The organism is Oerskovia sp. NPDC057915 (genome assembly GCF_042887685.1).
In the GTDB taxonomy this organism is placed as follows: Bacteria; Actinomycetota; Actinomycetes; order Actinomycetales; family Cellulomonadaceae; genus Oerskovia.
Window position 1 is genome coordinate 79,976 of the sequence record NZ_JBHVOS010000010.1, and the last position, 14,796, is coordinate 94,771.

The following is a 14,796-nucleotide window of genomic DNA, read 5'->3' on the forward strand; positions in this document are numbered from 1 at the left end:
CCCCTGGATCAGCGGATCCAGGGGCCACGACTCTCGACGGGCACGCGCTCGCGCCAGTGCACCTACAGAACGTGCGCCAGGAACTCCCGGGTCCGCTCCTCGCGCGGGTTCGTGAGCACCTCGCGCGGGTCGCCCTGCTCGACGATCACACCGTCGTCCATGAAGACGACGTGGTCGCCGACCTCGCGCGCGAAGCCGATCTCGTGGGTCACGACGATCATCGTCATGCCGCTCTCGGCGAGGTCGCGCATGACCGCGAGGACCTCGCCCACGAGCTCGGGGTCGAGCGCGGACGTCGGCTCGTCGAACAGCATGAGCTCGGGGTCCATCGCGAGCGCCCGCGCGATCGCGACACGCTGCTGCTGGCCGCCCGAGAGCTGGGCCGGGTAGTGGTCCATGCGGTCCGCGAGGCCGACCCGTCCGAGCAGCTCCACGGCCCGCTCGCGCGCCTTCGCCCGCGACAGCCCACGGACCTGCACCGGCGCCTCCATGACGTTCTGCAGCGCCGTCATGTGCGGGAACAGGTTGAAGCGCTGGAACACCATGCCGATGCGCGAGCGCTGCTCCGCGATGACCTTGGGGTGCAGGCGGTGCAGCCGCTTCCTGCCGTTGTTCTCGACCTCGCGGTAGCCGATCAGGTCGCCGTCGACGTAGATGCGTCCCGCCGTGAGGTCCTCGAGCTCGTTGATGCAGCGCAGCAGCGTGGACTTGCCCGAGCCCGACGGCCCCAGCACGACGCACACCGAGCCGCGCGGCACCTCGAGGTCCACACCCTTGAGGACGTGCACGTCACCGAAGGCCTTGTGCACCCCGACGATCTCCACCATGGGCGCGACGGACGCGTCGGCGAGCGACGCCGTCGGGCCCGTCGCCGCGGCCGCAGCGCCGGACGTGCTGTCGAGTGCGTCCGCGGTCACGGGGTCACCTCCAGGAAGGGGTCGGCGTTGGCGGTCGTGCCCGACGCCGCTATCGCCTCCTGCTTGCTCGGCTTCGTCGGGCCCTTGCCCGGCTTGCGACGACGGCTCGAACCCGTCGACGTACCGAACCCGCGCCCGTAGTACTGCTCGATGAAGTGCTGCCCGACCATGAGGATGCTCGTGATCAGCAGGTACCAGATCGCCGCGACCATGAGCAGCGGGATCGGGAGGAAGATGCGGTTCGCGATCGCGTTGGACGCGAAGGTCAGGTCCAGGCTGAACGGCACCGCCAGGACCAGCGACGTGGTCTTGAGCATCGAGATCGTCTCGTTACCCGTCGGCGGGACGATCACGCGCATGGCCTGCGGCAGGATGATGCGCCGCAGGATCTTGCCGTCCTTCATGCCCAGGGCCTTCGCGGCCTCGGCCTGCCCCGGGTCGACCGACCCGAGACCGGCGCGCACGATCTCCGCGAGGTACGCGGCCTCGTTGAGCGCAAGGCCCAGGATCGCGGCGCGCGCGGCCGTGAAGAGGTCCGCGGTGTCGAACACGAACCACTCGGGCCCGAACGGGATCCCCAGGCTGAGCTTGGGGTACAGCACCGAGATGAGTCCCCAGAACACGAGCTGCGTGTAGATCGGGGTGCCGCGGAAGAACCAGATGTAGAACCAGCTCGTCGCACGCATGACCGGGTTGTCCGAGCGGCGCATGATCGCCAGGATCACCGCGAGCACGACCGCTATGGCCATCGACGAGAACGTCAGGATCAGGGTCCATCCCACACCGCGCATGATCTGCACGTCCCGCAGGTAGAGCCAGACGACGTCCCACCGGAACTTCTCGTTCGTGACCAGGCCGTGCACGGCCATGGCCGCGAGGACGAGGAGGACCACGGCCGCCGCCCAGCGCCCCGGCCGAGGCACCGGGACCGCGTGGATGCGGTCCGGTATCCGGTCTACTGGCTTGGTCGCCGTGCCGAGGCTCGCCGAGCCACCGCTCGGAGGACCGTCGGGCGTCGGGGTGCTGGGCGGCTGGGCCATGGCTACCTCTGTTCTGTCAGGGGATCAGCTCAGGAGACCACGGGGTTGAGCTCGGCCGTGGTCACCGCACCGGAGGTGTTGCCCCAGGTGTCGAGGATCGTCGTGTAGTCGCTGTCGTCCATGAGCTTCTGCACCGCGGCCTGGACGGCCTGCGCGAGCGCGGTGTCGTCCTTGGCGATCGCGATGCCGTGCAGCGAGTCGGCGAAGATGTCGCCGAGCTGCTCGATCTGGCCACCGGTCTGCGTCACGGCGTACGCGACGACCTGCGAGTCCGCGTACATGACGTCGGCCTTGCCGCCGACGAGGTTCGTCGTGACGTCGGCCTGGCTCGCGTAGCGCAGCGGCGTGATGTCCGCCTTGCCCGCGGCCTCGCAGTCCGCCATGAGCCCGTCGAGCGCGTCGTCCTCGACGGTGCCGGTCTGGACGGCGATGCTCAGGCCGCACACGTCGGACGGGTCGACGTCCTTGGGGTTGCCCTTGGCCACCGCGAACGCCTCGCCCGCGCGGAAGTAGCTGACCATGTTGACCTCGGCCATGCGCTCCGGGGTGATCGTGAAGCCCGAGACGCCGATGTCGTACTTGCTGCCGATCGCCGGGATGATCGACGCGAAGTCGGCGTTGGTGACCTCGACGTCGAGACCCAGCACCGCCCCGATCGCCTTGGCGAGGTCGACGTCGTACCCGACGATCGTCTTGCCGTCGTCACCGATGAACTCGGCCGGGGCGTAGGTCGCGTTGGTACCGACCGTCAGGGTGCCAGCCTCGGCCACGTCGGCCGGGAGCATCGCTGCGATCGCGTCGTCCTTGGCGATGGTCGACGGGTCGAACGCCTCGGCCGACGAGCCGCCCTCGGAGGGCGAGGAGCCCGAGCCCGAGGAGGCGTCGGTGCACGCCGTGAGCGCGAGCGTCGCGGCGATGGCGGTGAGGGCGGTGAGGACGGGCAGCCTGCGCATGGGGGTCTCTCGTTTCATGGTGGTGATCTCCGGCGCCGGCCTCAGGGGGGTGGGTCGTGCACCGCGCAACGCGGGCAGCACGGAGCGGCGCCGCACCGTTGCCCTCCCAGTTTCCCGCGCGGGCGCCCGGACTGGCAAAACGGGGGCACGTCGTGGCGTCCCGGCGATACCTCGGTCGCACCTCGGACGCGCCGTACCCGAGGCCGGTCGGGCCACCGGGCGCGGCTGCCCGACCATCCTCGGGTACGGCACCACCGGCAGCCTCAGGACGCCGGCGGGTTGACCACTGCCTCGTCGAGAGCCCCGTCCTCGTTGCCCCACGAGGCGAGGATGTCCGTGAACGTGCCGTCCTCCATGAGGACCGTGAGCGCCGCCTGGATCGCGGCCGCGAGAGCGGTGTCGGCCTTCGCGGTCACGATGCCCTGGGGCGCCGAGTCGAAGACCTCCCCGATCTGCTCGATCTGACCCTTGGTCTGCTCGATCGCGTACGACACGATGGGCGAGTCCGCGTACATGATGTCGGCCTTGCCGCCGACGAGGTTGGTCGTGGCGTCCGCCTGGTTGTCGTAGCGCAGGATCTGGAGCGGCTGCTCGCCGTCCTCCTCGCACGTCGAGCTGATCTCGGCCGCGCCGTCGTCCTCGACCGTGCCCGTCTGGACTGCGACGGTCAGCCCGCAGATGTTCGTCGGGTCGACGTCCTTCGGGTTGCCCTTCTGCACCGAGAACGCCTCGCCCGCGTTGAAGTAGCTGATCATGTTGGCCTCGGCCATGCGCTCGGCCGTGATCGTGAACGACGAGATCCCGACGTCGTACTTGGTGCCCAGCGCCGGGATGATGCCGGGGAAGTCCGCCGACTCGACGACGACCTCGAGCCCCAGGACGGCGCCCACGGCCGAGATGATGTCGATGTCGTAGCCGACGGGCGTCGACCCGTCCGCCGCGATGAACTCGGCCGGCGCGTACTCGGTGTTCGACGCGACGACGAGCTTGCCCGTGCTCGCGATCTCGGCCGGCAGCAGCGCCGCCGCGGCGTCGTCCTTCTGCACCGACGTGAGGTCGAAGGGGGTCACCGTGGCCGTCTCGTCCGAGGCGCCGCCGGACGAGGAGTCGGCGGGCTGCGAGGCGTCCGTGCAGGCCGTGAGCGCCAGGGTCGCAGCGGCCGCGACCGCGACGAGGAGTGGCATCTTGCGCATGAGAGCTCCGATCGGGTGGGTACGTCGTGGCGCGTCACTCTAGGGGCGATACGTCTCGCTCGCGTCACGGACGGGTTTCGGTCGGGCACCGACGCGCGCTCCTCCACCCCCGCGCCGACCACACTGCGAAAAGGAAGCGACCCTCACCAACCACCTGCGCTACTGTCGGCGCGCACCGACAGACGGCCGCCACCGACGGCGACCGCACGCCTCCGGAGGGGAGCCGCCCATGACACGCACACCGACGTGCCGCCGCTGGCGCCCCTCCCCCTGCACACCCCGCCAGGTCACCGCCGGATGACGCGGCACGGGACGTTCGCTCGGCAGGCTCCCCGGAGCCGACCAGCATCGTTCCGAGCCCACCCCGTCCGTCTCCCGCAGTCCCGCACTCTCCGTCCGTCCGCCGCACGGAGTCCCCGCGACCCGCGAAGCCATGCGTCCCGGCCGGCCGCAGCGACGCACCCGCACCCCGCCCGACCCATCCGTCGGCGTCCCCGTCCCCGGACGTGAGCGGCGCCGTCGGGCCGCGCGCCCTCGCAGGCGGGCGCACCCGCAGACCGACCCGTCCCACCCACCGGAGGCATCGATGACCGACGACCCGCCCGCGCACGCTCCCGACGGCGTGGCGCACCCTCCCCGCACGAGCGCGCTGAAGGCCGCGCTCGCCGCCCGCGCCTCGCGCTGGATCGACCTCGCGCAGCTCCTGCCGCAGGCGGGCAGGCCGCTCGTCGCCGCGGCCGCGCTGCTCAACGTCCTGCTGGGGCTGCTGCCGCTCGCGTTCATCGTGCTCGTCGGCTACGTCCTGTACCTCGTCCCGCAGGTCGCGGCCGCCGCCGACGGGGGCCCCGCAGGTGCCTCCCCGGGATGGTCCGACCTGCTCACGACCCTCGCCCTCGCGGTCGGCGTGTTCGTGGTCCAGCAGGTCCTCGCGCCGTTCCAGGCGGGCGTCACCGAGGTCGTCGCGCGACGCGTCGACGAGCACTGCATCGACCGGCTCATGAGCGCCGCGCTGCACGACGCACCGCTCAGCACGCTCGAGAGCCCCGAGGCCCTCGACCTGCTGGCCGACGCCCGCGCGGCCTTCGCCCGCGAGGCCCGCCCGCCGGGCGATGCGGCCGCGGCACTGCTGTCGCTCCTGTCGCGCTACGTCCAGCTGCTCGGCGCGATCGTGCTGGTGGGCGTCGTCATCTCGCCCCTCGCGGGGATCGTGATCCTGGCGACCGGGCTCTCGATGCGCTTCGGGGTGCGCGGGACCCTCGGGAAGTTCGCCGACATGTGGGACGCGCTGTCGGGCTCGCGGCGCAAGGTCTTCTACCTGCGCGACCTCGCCACGGGCGCGCGGGCAGCCAAGGAGATCCGCCTGCTGGGTCTGCTCCCCTGGGTGCGGGCCCGCCTGCGCGCGGACACGATGGCCGCCTACGAGCCCGCGTGGGCGGGGAGCCGCAAGCTTCAGCTCTGGCCGATCGTCGGGCTCTCGTGCGTGGGTCTCGTGGGCGGCGCGGTCGTCCTCGCGCTCCTGGCGGACGCCGCCGCGTCCGGCCGGCTGAACCTGTTCCAGCTCGGCGTCGCGCTCCAGGCCGTGCTGATCCCCATGCGGTTCGGCGTGTACTTCCCCGAGGCCGACGTGCAGACCCAGTTCGGCCTGCACTCGTTCCACGCGCTGCGGACGTTCGAGCAGCAGATCGCCTCGGCACGTCCGGCAGGTCCCGCAACCCCCGTCGCCGTGCGGCGCCCCGAGCAGGGCATCCGCTTCGAGGGCGTGCGCTTCCGGTACACCGACGACACCCCGTGGGTGCTCGACGGCCTCGACCTCGAGCTCGGCGCCGGGCGGTCCACCGCGATCGTGGGGCTCAACGGCGCGGGCAAGACGACGCTCGTCAAGCTCCTCGCCGGGCTCTACCCACCGGTCGAGGGCCGGATCCTGGTCGACGGCGTCGACCTGCGCGACCTCGACACGCAGGACTGGCAGCGCCAGCTCGCGCTGATCTTCCAGGACTACGTGCGCTACGAGCTCACGGCGGCGGAGAACATCGGCCTGGGCGCGCCCGCGCTGCTCGACGACCGCGACGCCATCACGACCGCCGCCCGTCAGGCCGGGGCGCTCGACGCCCTGAGCGGCCTGCCGGAAGGGCTCGACACCACGCTGTCGCGTCGCTACCCCGGCGGGCGCGACCTGTCGGGCGGGCAGTGGCAGCGGGTCGCGCTCGCCCGGGCGCTCCTCGCGATCCAGGGTGGCTCGTCCGTCCTGGTCCTCGACGAGCCGACCGCGCAGCTCGACGTGCGCGCCGAGGCCGAGTTCTTCGACCGCTTCCTCGCGACCACGGAGGACATCACGAGCGTCGTCATCTCGCACCGCTTCTCGACGGTCCGCCACGCGGACCGGATCGCGGTGATCGAGCACGGCCGCGTCGTCGAGTGCGGCGACCACGTCGAGCTCGTCGCCCTCGGAGGACGGTACGCCGACCTGTTCGAGCTCCAGGCGCAGCGGTTCCGCGACACCGCGTCCGTGGGCGCGACCACGTCGGCCGAGGCCGACGACCCCACCAGCCCCGCCGCAGAGAAGGAGACCGCATCGTGAGGACCATGCTGAGAGCCGCGCGCTTCTTCCTCGTCCTGGGCTACCGCACGGACCGACGCCGACTGCTCACGGCCGCGGTCCTCATGACGATCGGCTACCTCGCCGGGCCGCTCGTCGGCGTCGCGCTGGGTGCCCTGACGAACGCCGCCCTCGACCAGGAGACGAGCCTCGCGATCGGCCTGGGCGTGTGCGTCGCGGTCCTGCTGATCTTCGAGCTCATGATGGGCCACTTCGCGCACCTGTACTACTTCGAGCTCGCCGACCTGCAGCAGCTCGAGCTGACCGACGAGGTCGCGCGGCTCGCGCACGGCAACCCGCAGATCGACCAGTTCGACCGGCCCCGGTTCGCCGAGCTCCTGACCCTGGTCACGGAGGGGCTGCAGCGGGTGCGGTCCGCGCTCGAGGCGACGCTCCAGCTCAGCGGGCTGCTGCTCCAGGTCACGATCACGACCGTCATCCTGGCGATGGTCGAGCCCTGGCTGCTGCTCCTACCGCTCGCCGCGCTGCCGCCCGTGCTCCTCAACAACAAGGCCCAGAAGGTGCTCGACTCCGCACGCGACGCGTCCGCGCACGAGGTCCAGCTCTCGACGCACCTCGTCTCGCTCGCGACCACGGGCAGCTCGGCCAAGGAGGTGCGGCTGTTCGGCGCGCAGGCCCCGGTCGTCGCGCGCCAGCGTGCCGCATGGTCGGCGACGACGGCGCGCGTGTGGTCGGCGCACCGCCGCAGCGCCCTGTTGCGCGCGGCCGGGCAGGCTTGGTTCGCGTGCGCGTACGGCGTCGCGGTGTTCCTGGTCGTGCGCCAGGCCGTCACGGGGTCGGCGAACGTGGGCCAGGTCGTCCTGGTCATCACGCTCGCGGTCCAGGTGAGCGTCCAGGTCTCGGGCGCGCTCGCGCTGCTCGGCACGTTGCAGGGCGTCGGGCGCACGGTGTCGCACATCGAGGAGCTGCGGGCGTCGGTCGCGCGTCCCGCCCGGGCGGGCGCGGGTCTCGCGGCCCCCGCGGGTCTCGCGGCCCCCGCGGCGTCCACGGTGCCCGACGGCGCCGCGCACCCGGGTGCGTCCGGCGCCCCGGTGCCGGGAGACCAGGGCGCGACGCCGTCGGGCACCCGGGCCGTGCCGGCCGGAACCGTGCGCGAACCTGCGGACGAGACCCCGGCGAGCGGCGTGCCCGCGCGGCTCACGCACGGCGTGCGCTTCGAGGACGTGACGTTCACGTATCCCGACACGGACCGCCTCATCCTCGACGGTGTGAGCCTCGACGTGCCCGCGGGGTCGACGCTCGCGGTCGTGGGCGACAACGGCGCGGGCAAGAGCACGCTCGTCAAGCTGCTGTGCGGCCTGTACCGGCCGACGTCGGGGCGGATCCTGGTCGACGGCGTCGACCTGCGCGACCTCGACGACGCCGAGTGGCAGGCGCGCACCGCGACCCTGTTCCAGGACTTCGCGCGGTTCGAGCTCACGATCCGCGAGAACGTGGGCGTGGGGCGGCTCGCGTCGCTCGACGTCGACGAGGACCTGTGGGCCGCGCTCGACCGGGCGCGCGGTCGCAGCATCGTCGAGAAGCAGGCGAGCGGGCTCGACCAGCTCCTGGGCCACGGGTACGGGAACGGCGTCGGCCTGTCGGGCGGCCAGTGGCAGACGCTCGGGCTCGGGCGCACGCTCCTGCGCCGCGGGCCGCTGCTCCTCGTCCTCGACGAGCCCGCTGCGGCGCTCGACGCGGCGGCCGAGCACGCGCTGTTCGAGCGGTTCGTCGCGACCGCCGACGAGGCCGGGCGGGCCGGGGGCGCGATCACGTGCTTCGTGTCGCACCGGTTCTCGACCGTGCGCGACGCGGACCAGATCGTCGTGCTCGACGCCGGGAAGGTCCGCGAGCACGGCGACCACGCGACCCTCATGGCGCGCGGGGACCTGTACGCGGAGCTGTTCGGCCTCCAGGCGGGCGCGTACGCGTAGCCCTGTCGCGCCCGAGGTGGGTCGGGTGGGTCGGCCGGCTCGGTCGAGCCGCCCGACCTGCCTCGGCCCGGCACCTGATCAGGAAGCCTCGTACGCCACACCCCAGTGGGCCGCGAGCCGCTCCGCCTGGACCTCGAGCCCCTGCCGCTCGTCCCGGGTCAGCGGCCGGAAGAGCTGGGTGTCGAGGCGCAGGGTCTTCGCGGTCAGGACGTGCCGCCACCGCCCGACGACGCGGCCGCCCACGGCGATCACGTGCAGGAACGGCGACTCCTCCTTGCCGGGCAGGCGCAGCGGGAGCACGGCGGGGGCCCCGGCCGAGAGCGGGTCGCGGGCCAGGTCACGGCTGTCCTTGTACGACACGAAGTACTCGTCGTACCCCTGGAGCAGGTCCACCTGTACAACGCGCTCGGTGGCGCCCTGCGCGGCGGGCGGCGGGCCGTCGACGAGCCGCCAGAACGACAGGCCCTCGGTATCGCCCCCGCCGTCGACCTGCTCGACGTCCGCGCCCAGCAGCGCCAGCCCCTCGCGCGTCCGCGTGAGCGTGAGGCCCGACCAGCCTGCGAAGTCCTTGACCGTCGCGAGACCCCGGCTGCGCAGGTAGCGCCGCAGCAGCTCCACGAGCGCGGCGTCGTCGTCGTACGTCGCACCGAGCGGTCCGTACCCGGCGGGCACGCGCTCGTCGAACGCCGCGTACGTCTGCTGCTTGCCGCGAAGTACGCCGCTGACGAGGACCTCGTCGAGCTCGGCGCGCATCACGATGTACGTGAGCCCGAGCCCGGTCGACGGCAGGCCACGGTCCGCGAGCAGCGCCGCGAGCTCGGCGCGCGTGCGGTGGTTCCCTCCCGCGACGGCCTCGGCGAGCAGGTCGGTCGCGGCGGCGTCCTGCGCCGAGCCGCCCAGGTCCGGGTAGTACGGACGGTTGAGGCGATGCACGCGGGGAGCGGTGAGGCGCAGGAGCCAGCGGGCGTCGTCGGGCAGGACGTGGTGCCACGTGGGGCGCAGGACGTGCGTGCGCAGGAACGCCCCCTCAGAGAAGTCCTCGCGGAGGGACGCGGCGTACGGCGTCCCCCCGGCGCGCTGCGCGATCCCCCACAGGGACGGGTGGAACTCCTGCGACTGGACGGCCCCCAGGTGCCCGACGACGTCGCGCCCGCTCGCGAGACCGGCGCCCCGCAGGTGGTGCGCGGCTAGGCGCGTCGCGACGACCCTCGCCGCGTCGGGCGACCCGGCACCACCCATGCCCTCACCCCCACCTGGTCTCTCGGGCCCGGCTCACGCTCTCTCAGGCCCGGCTCACGAGACCGCGAGGTCCGCGAGCGCGACGTCCTTCCCGGACAGCTCGACCCGGATCGCCCCGTCCGAGACACCCACGGAGGTGAGCGTGACCCCGGTCGGGAGGTCGAGCGGGACCTTCAGGTTCGTCACGAGCTTCGCGATCGGCGCCGGGAGGTCCGAGATCGTGATGGTCGCGGGGCCGAGGGTGAGCGCGGAGACATCGACCGCGATCGTGTTGCCGTCGACGCGTGGCGTGAGCCGTGCGGACAACGGCACCCCCAGGACGTCCATGCTCGCGACGAGCAGGTCCCCCTCGGCGGCGAACGTGACCGGCGCTCCGGCCGCCTCGCTCACGACCGCGTCGAGCGACGACGGCGCGAGGTAGCCCGTCGCGGTCCCCGACCGCACGACGTACGGGTCGCTCGTCGAGACGCCGTGGGCGTCGAGGTGCAGGTCGGTCACGGTGTACCCGCCGAACGTCGCCGTCGCGGCGGACCCGGTGACGTGGTCCAGCTCGCCGCCCGCGACCTGGGTCAGGAACGGGAAGCCCAGGATGTCGAGGTTCGCGTCGGTCAGCTCGACGTCACCCTGCTCCATGGAGCGCACGGCGGTCCCCTCGGCGATGCGCACCGTGACACGGTCGACCACCACGAGCACGAGCACCAGGACGACGAGCCCGCCGACCACCCACCACCATCGCTTCATCCGCCCACCCTAGGTGCCGAATCTGGGCGGTGCCTGGCTGTTGCACATCTGTGACCTGCGGAGTTGGGTGCGTCCCCGGGAAAGAGGTCGCCACCACGCCCCGGTGTCTGCCTAGGGTGACCTCCATGACTCGTCCCGTACGCATCGGTGTCCAGCTCCAGCCCCAGCATGCCGACTACCCTCAGATCCGTGACGCGGTCGCCCGCGCCGAGGACGCCGGGGTCGACGTGATCTTCAACTGGGACCACTTCTTCCCCCTCACGGGCGACCCCGACGGCAAGCACTTCGAGTGCTGGACGATGCTCGGCGCATGGGCCGAGCAGACGAGCCGCGTCGAGATCGGCGCGCTCGTCACGTGCAACAGCTACCGGAACCCCGAGCTCCTCGCGGACATGGCCCGCACGGTCGACCACATCTCGGGTGGCCGCCTGATCCTCGGGATCGGGGCGGGCTGGTTCGAGAAGGACTACGACCAGTTCGGCTACGAGTTCGGCACCGCGGGCTCGCGCATCGCCGACCTCGCGGACGCGCTCCCCCGCATCAAGGCCCGCTGGGCCGCGTCCAACCCGGCGCCCACGCGTGAGATCCCCATCCTCGTCGGGGGCGGCGGTGAGCGCAAGACGCTGCGCATCGTGGCCGAGCACGCGACGGCCTGGCACTCGTTCGGTGACGCCGCGACGCTCGCCCGCAAGAGCGCGATCCTCGACGAGCACGGCGCCGCCGTCGGTCGGGACACGGCCTCGCTCGTCGAGCGGTCGGTCGCGGTCAACCGTCCGCCCGCCGAGGTGGGCGAGGAGCTCGTGGACCTCGGCGCGACGCTCCTGACCGTCGGGGTCAGCGGACCCGACTACGACCTGTCGCTCGTGAAGCAGTGGGTCGCGTGGCGCGACGCGCGCGCCCGGGCCTGACCCGTCTCACCCCTCGGATGCCGTACGCCGTCCGGGAACAACGACCTGGTGGTCGGGGTTGCCGCAGTCATGGCCACCCCACCACCAGCGTCGACCACCTCTGACGCGGTCCCGCACCCGTCAGCCTCGTCGGTGTCGTCAACCTCCGCACCCACGCGAGCCACCCGGATCACCGTCGGCTTCGTCCTGCTCCTGTCGGCCCTCACGGCGATCGGCCCGCTCACGATCGACCTGTACCTGTCGGCCTTCCCGCAGATCGTCACGGAGCTCGGCACGACCGAGTCCCGCATCCAGCTCACGCTCACCGCGACCCTCGCGGGCCTCGCGCTGGGCCAGCTCCTCATCGGCTCGCTCTCCGACGCGATCGGGCGGCGACTGCCGCTCCTGTCCGCGCTCTCCGTCTACGTCCTGGCCTCGGTCGGGATCGTGTTCGTCCAGTCGATCGAGATGCTGACCGTGCTGCGGTTCGTCCAGGGCCTCACGGCCGCGGCCGGCATGGTCCTGTCGATGGCGATCGTGCGTGACAACTTCGAGGGCTTCCTCGTCGGCAAGGTCATCGCACGCCTCATGCTCGTCGTGGGCGTCGCGCCGATCCTGGCCCCGACGATCGGCGCCCAGTTCCTGCGCATGGGTTCGTGGCGCCTGATGTTCGTCGCCCTCGCGGTCTTCGGCGTGCTGCTGCTGGTCCTCGCGGCGCTGCGCCTCAAGGAGTCGTTGCCCACGTCGATGCGGCGGACGGGAGGGACTGTCGCGGCGTTGCGCTCGTACGGGTCGCTCGTGCGCGACTGGTCGTTCTTCGGCCTCGCGCTGCTCGGCGGCTTCTACATGGCCGCCATGTTCACCTACATCTCGGCGTCGACGTTCGTCTTCCAGGAGCAGTTCGGGCTGAGCGCCCAGCAGTACGCGATCATCTTCGGCGCGGGCGCGGTGTCCGTGACGATCGGCAGCCAGGTCAACGGCGCGCTCGTCGGGCGCGTGACGCCCGAGCAGATCCTGCGCGTGATCGTGCCGGTCGGGATAGTCCTCTCCGCGGGGTTGCTCGCCGCGACCCTGAGCGGTGCGGGCCTGCCCGTGATCGTCGCCCTGATCGTCCTGACGCTCGGCACGGCCGGGTTCGTCATGCCGTCGGTCCCCGCGGTCGCCCTCGAGCGCAACGCGCACCGCGCCGGTAGCGCAGCGGCCCTGCTCGGGGCCATGCAGTTCGGCGTGGGTGCGGGCATCGCACCTCTCACGGGCCTGATCGGCGGCGACGTCACGATCACCATGGCCGCGGTCATGTTCGGCGTCATCTCGGTCGCAGGGCTGCTGCTGCTGAGCCTGACGCGGTCGCTGAGGGCGGCTCCGGTCGCCGGGACGGACGACGGCGACGCGGGCGACCGGGTCGCGGCGGACGACGGTTCGGCAGCGGGCGCGGCCGACGCAGCCGACGAGCCGGTGCTCGCCTCCGACGCGTCCGAGCTCGGGATCGTCGCGGCAGCCGAGGCCGTGGTCGAGGCCGCCGAGGCGTCGGCGACCGCAACCCCGGCACCCCGCCGCGCCTGAGCCGCGCCGCGCCTTCTTGGACCACGTCTGCCGCCCCGCGTCCGGTCGACGCGGGTCGAACATGCGGTTGGCGTCCGCCGAGCATGCGGTTCGCGTCCGTATTCCCCCGGATCGCGACGCCAACCGCATGCTCGGCACCGAAGGGGGTAGCACCGAGGGGGTAGCACCGAGGGCAGCGACGCGGGACCGTCCAGGTCAGCGGGTGGCCGCTTCTCTTCGTACGGTGGAGACGTGCCCACCGCACATCTGTCGCGGTGCCGCGCCCATCGGCAGCCGATCAGCAAGGAGCGACGACCATGGACTGGAAGCTCGAGCTCATCCCCGTGCCCGTGTCGGACATCGACCGGGCCAAGGCGTTCTACGTCGACCAGGTCGGGTTCCATGCCGACCACGACATCCCCGTCAACGACGACCTGCGGTTCGTGCAGCTCACCCCACCGGGCTCGGCCTGCTCGATCGTGCTCGACGTCAACATGACGGACATGCCGTCGGGCGCTCAGCGCGGACTGCAGATCGTCGTGCCCGACGCCGACGAGGCCCGCCAGCATCTCCTCGACCACGGCGTCGACGCCCCTCCTGTCGAGGACCTGCCGTGGGGCCGGTTCACGTACTTCGCGGACCCCGACGGCAACACCTGGGCGTTGCAGCAGCTCGTCCCGCAGGCGTGACAGCGGCGCCCACGGTACGTCCCCGGCACCGCCCGTGAGCCCCTCGGGTCGCGAGGTGCCCCGCGAGGTGAGCGCCGTCGTCGGGCCCGACGACGTCACGTACCCCCTCCAGGCGCGCTCCGCCGGGAGCATCGCGGCGCTCGACGAGGTGCTCGTCGGGTGCAGGGCCTGCCCGCGCCTGGTCGCGTGGCGCGAACGGGTCGCGACGGAGAAGCGGGCCTCGTTCCGCGGCGAGACGTACTGGGCGCGGCCCGTGCCCGGGTTCGGCGACGAGCGGGCGCGGGTCCTCGTCGTCGGGCTGGCGCCGGCCGCGCACGGCGCGAACCGCACGGGACGCATGTTCACGGGCGACCGGTCGGGCGACTTCCTGTTCGCGTCGATGTTCCGCACGGGCTTCGCGAACCAGCCGACGTCGGTGAGCGCCGACGACGGGCTCGTCCTGGACGGGATCCGCGTCACGGCTCCCGTCCGCTGCGCCCCGCCCGCGAACAAGCCGACGCCGACCGAGCGCCGCACGTGCGCGCCGTACCTGGGGCGCGAGCTCGAGCTCGTCGGCCCACGGGTCGCGGTGGTGCTCGGGGCGTTCGGGTGGCAGGCGCTGCTCGCGACGCTGACCGACCAGGGGTGGGCGGTGCCGCGGCCCCGGCCGGTGTTCGGACACGGCGCCGAGGTGCGGGTCACGCACCCCGACGGGCGCAGCCTGACCCTGCTCGGGTGCTTCCACGTGAGCCAGCAGAACACCTTCACGGGTCGCTTGACGCCCGAGATGCTCGATGCCGTGCTGCTGCGGGCGCGAGACCTCGCCGCCGACGGATGAGGGACCGGACCGAGGTCCGGCCCCTGGGGTCACGGCAGGCGCGGGCGCATCTCGTGAGCACGCACCGAGACGGCGAGGCGACGGCGCTGGACGACCTGCGGGCGTTCGCCGCCCACGATCCGCAGCGTCTCGAGACGAGCGATGACCGCCATCCGGCGCAGCTCACGATCCAGACGTGGGTCGTTCATGGTGTTCTCCCTCCGCGTCGGCAGCATCCCTGCGCATGCCGACCCCTGGAGGGAGCGTCG

At 72.4% G+C, this 14,796-nt stretch carries 13 protein-coding genes; 6 read left to right on the forward strand and 7 right to left on the reverse strand.

The features are described 5' to 3' along the window. Positions 1–62: 62 nt before the first annotated feature. The 4 genes from ACFVQ3_RS08680 to ACFVQ3_RS08695 all read right to left on the reverse strand — a co-directional run bounded on the left by ACFVQ3_RS08680 (position 63) and on the right by ACFVQ3_RS08695 (position 4,103). On the reverse strand, positions 63–827 hold the full coding sequence (locus ACFVQ3_RS08680; protein WP_387637686.1) for an amino acid ABC transporter ATP-binding protein: 765 nt from the start codon (positions 825–827) through the stop codon (positions 63–65). A gap of 86 nt (positions 828–913) precedes the next feature. Continuing rightward, positions 914–1,957, reverse strand: a complete 1,044-nt coding sequence (locus ACFVQ3_RS08685) for an amino acid ABC transporter permease (RefSeq protein WP_387637562.1) — start codon at positions 1,955–1,957, stop codon at positions 914–916. Between the two features lie 29 nt (positions 1,958–1,986). After that, positions 1,987–2,910: an ABC transporter substrate-binding protein gene (locus ACFVQ3_RS08690; protein WP_387637564.1), complete on the reverse strand. Its 924-nt coding sequence runs from the start codon at positions 2,908–2,910 to the stop codon at positions 1,987–1,989. Between the two features lie 263 nt (positions 2,911–3,173). Further along, the gene (locus ACFVQ3_RS08695) at positions 3,174–4,103 is read right to left on the reverse strand and encodes an ABC transporter substrate-binding protein (protein WP_387637567.1); all 930 of its coding nucleotides are present in this window, start codon (positions 4,101–4,103) and stop codon (positions 3,174–3,176) included. Between the two features lie 586 nt (positions 4,104–4,689). Between ACFVQ3_RS08695 and ACFVQ3_RS08700 the strand changes: the two genes are divergently transcribed. Both ACFVQ3_RS08700 and ACFVQ3_RS08705 read left to right on the forward strand, forming a co-directional pair. Further along, the gene (locus ACFVQ3_RS08700) at positions 4,690–6,681 is read left to right on the forward strand and encodes an ABC transporter ATP-binding protein (RefSeq protein WP_387637570.1); all 1,992 of its coding nucleotides are present in this window, start codon (positions 4,690–4,692) and stop codon (positions 6,679–6,681) included. Between the two features lie 5 nt (positions 6,682–6,686). Further along, complete coding sequence (locus tag ACFVQ3_RS08705) at positions 6,687–8,633, forward strand: ATP-binding cassette domain-containing protein (RefSeq protein WP_387637689.1); 1,947 nt, start codon at positions 6,687–6,689, stop codon at positions 8,631–8,633. 78 nt (positions 8,634–8,711) lie between these two features. Here ACFVQ3_RS08705 and ACFVQ3_RS08710 read toward each other — a convergent pair whose 3' ends face one another. Next, positions 8,712–9,872: a winged helix DNA-binding domain-containing protein gene (locus ACFVQ3_RS08710; RefSeq protein ID WP_387637572.1), complete on the reverse strand. Its 1,161-nt coding sequence runs from the start codon at positions 9,870–9,872 to the stop codon at positions 8,712–8,714. 54 nt (positions 9,873–9,926) lie between these two features. After that, positions 9,927–10,613, reverse strand: a complete 687-nt coding sequence (locus tag ACFVQ3_RS08715; RefSeq protein WP_387637574.1) for a DUF2993 domain-containing protein — start codon at positions 10,611–10,613, stop codon at positions 9,927–9,929. 125 nt (positions 10,614–10,738) lie between these two features. Here ACFVQ3_RS08715 and ACFVQ3_RS08720 point away from each other — a divergent pair, with 125 nt between their 5' ends. The 4 genes from ACFVQ3_RS08720 to ACFVQ3_RS08735 all read left to right on the forward strand — a co-directional run bounded on the left by ACFVQ3_RS08720 (position 10,739) and on the right by ACFVQ3_RS08735 (position 14,548). Beyond that, positions 10,739–11,521, forward strand: a complete 783-nt coding sequence (locus ACFVQ3_RS08720) for an LLM class F420-dependent oxidoreductase (protein ID WP_387637577.1) — start codon at positions 10,739–10,741, stop codon at positions 11,519–11,521. 132 nt (positions 11,522–11,653) lie between these two features. Continuing rightward, positions 11,654–13,063: a multidrug effflux MFS transporter gene (locus ACFVQ3_RS08725; RefSeq protein ID WP_387637579.1), complete on the forward strand. Its 1,410-nt coding sequence runs from the start codon at positions 11,654–11,656 to the stop codon at positions 13,061–13,063. A gap of 296 nt (positions 13,064–13,359) precedes the next feature. After that, positions 13,360–13,731, forward strand: coding sequence for a VOC family protein (locus ACFVQ3_RS08730; RefSeq protein ID WP_387637581.1), 372 nt, complete (start codon positions 13,360–13,362; stop codon positions 13,729–13,731). Between the two features lie 67 nt (positions 13,732–13,798). Then, complete coding sequence (locus ACFVQ3_RS08735; protein ID WP_387637584.1) at positions 13,799–14,548, forward strand: uracil-DNA glycosylase; 750 nt, start codon at positions 13,799–13,801, stop codon at positions 14,546–14,548. 29 nt (positions 14,549–14,577) lie between these two features. On the opposite strand, the gene ACFVQ3_RS08740 is transcribed toward ACFVQ3_RS08735, so the two are convergent. Then, complete coding sequence (locus ACFVQ3_RS08740; protein ID WP_387480522.1) at positions 14,578–14,736, reverse strand: hypothetical protein; 159 nt, start codon at positions 14,734–14,736, stop codon at positions 14,578–14,580. Positions 14,737–14,796 lie beyond the last annotated feature (60 nt).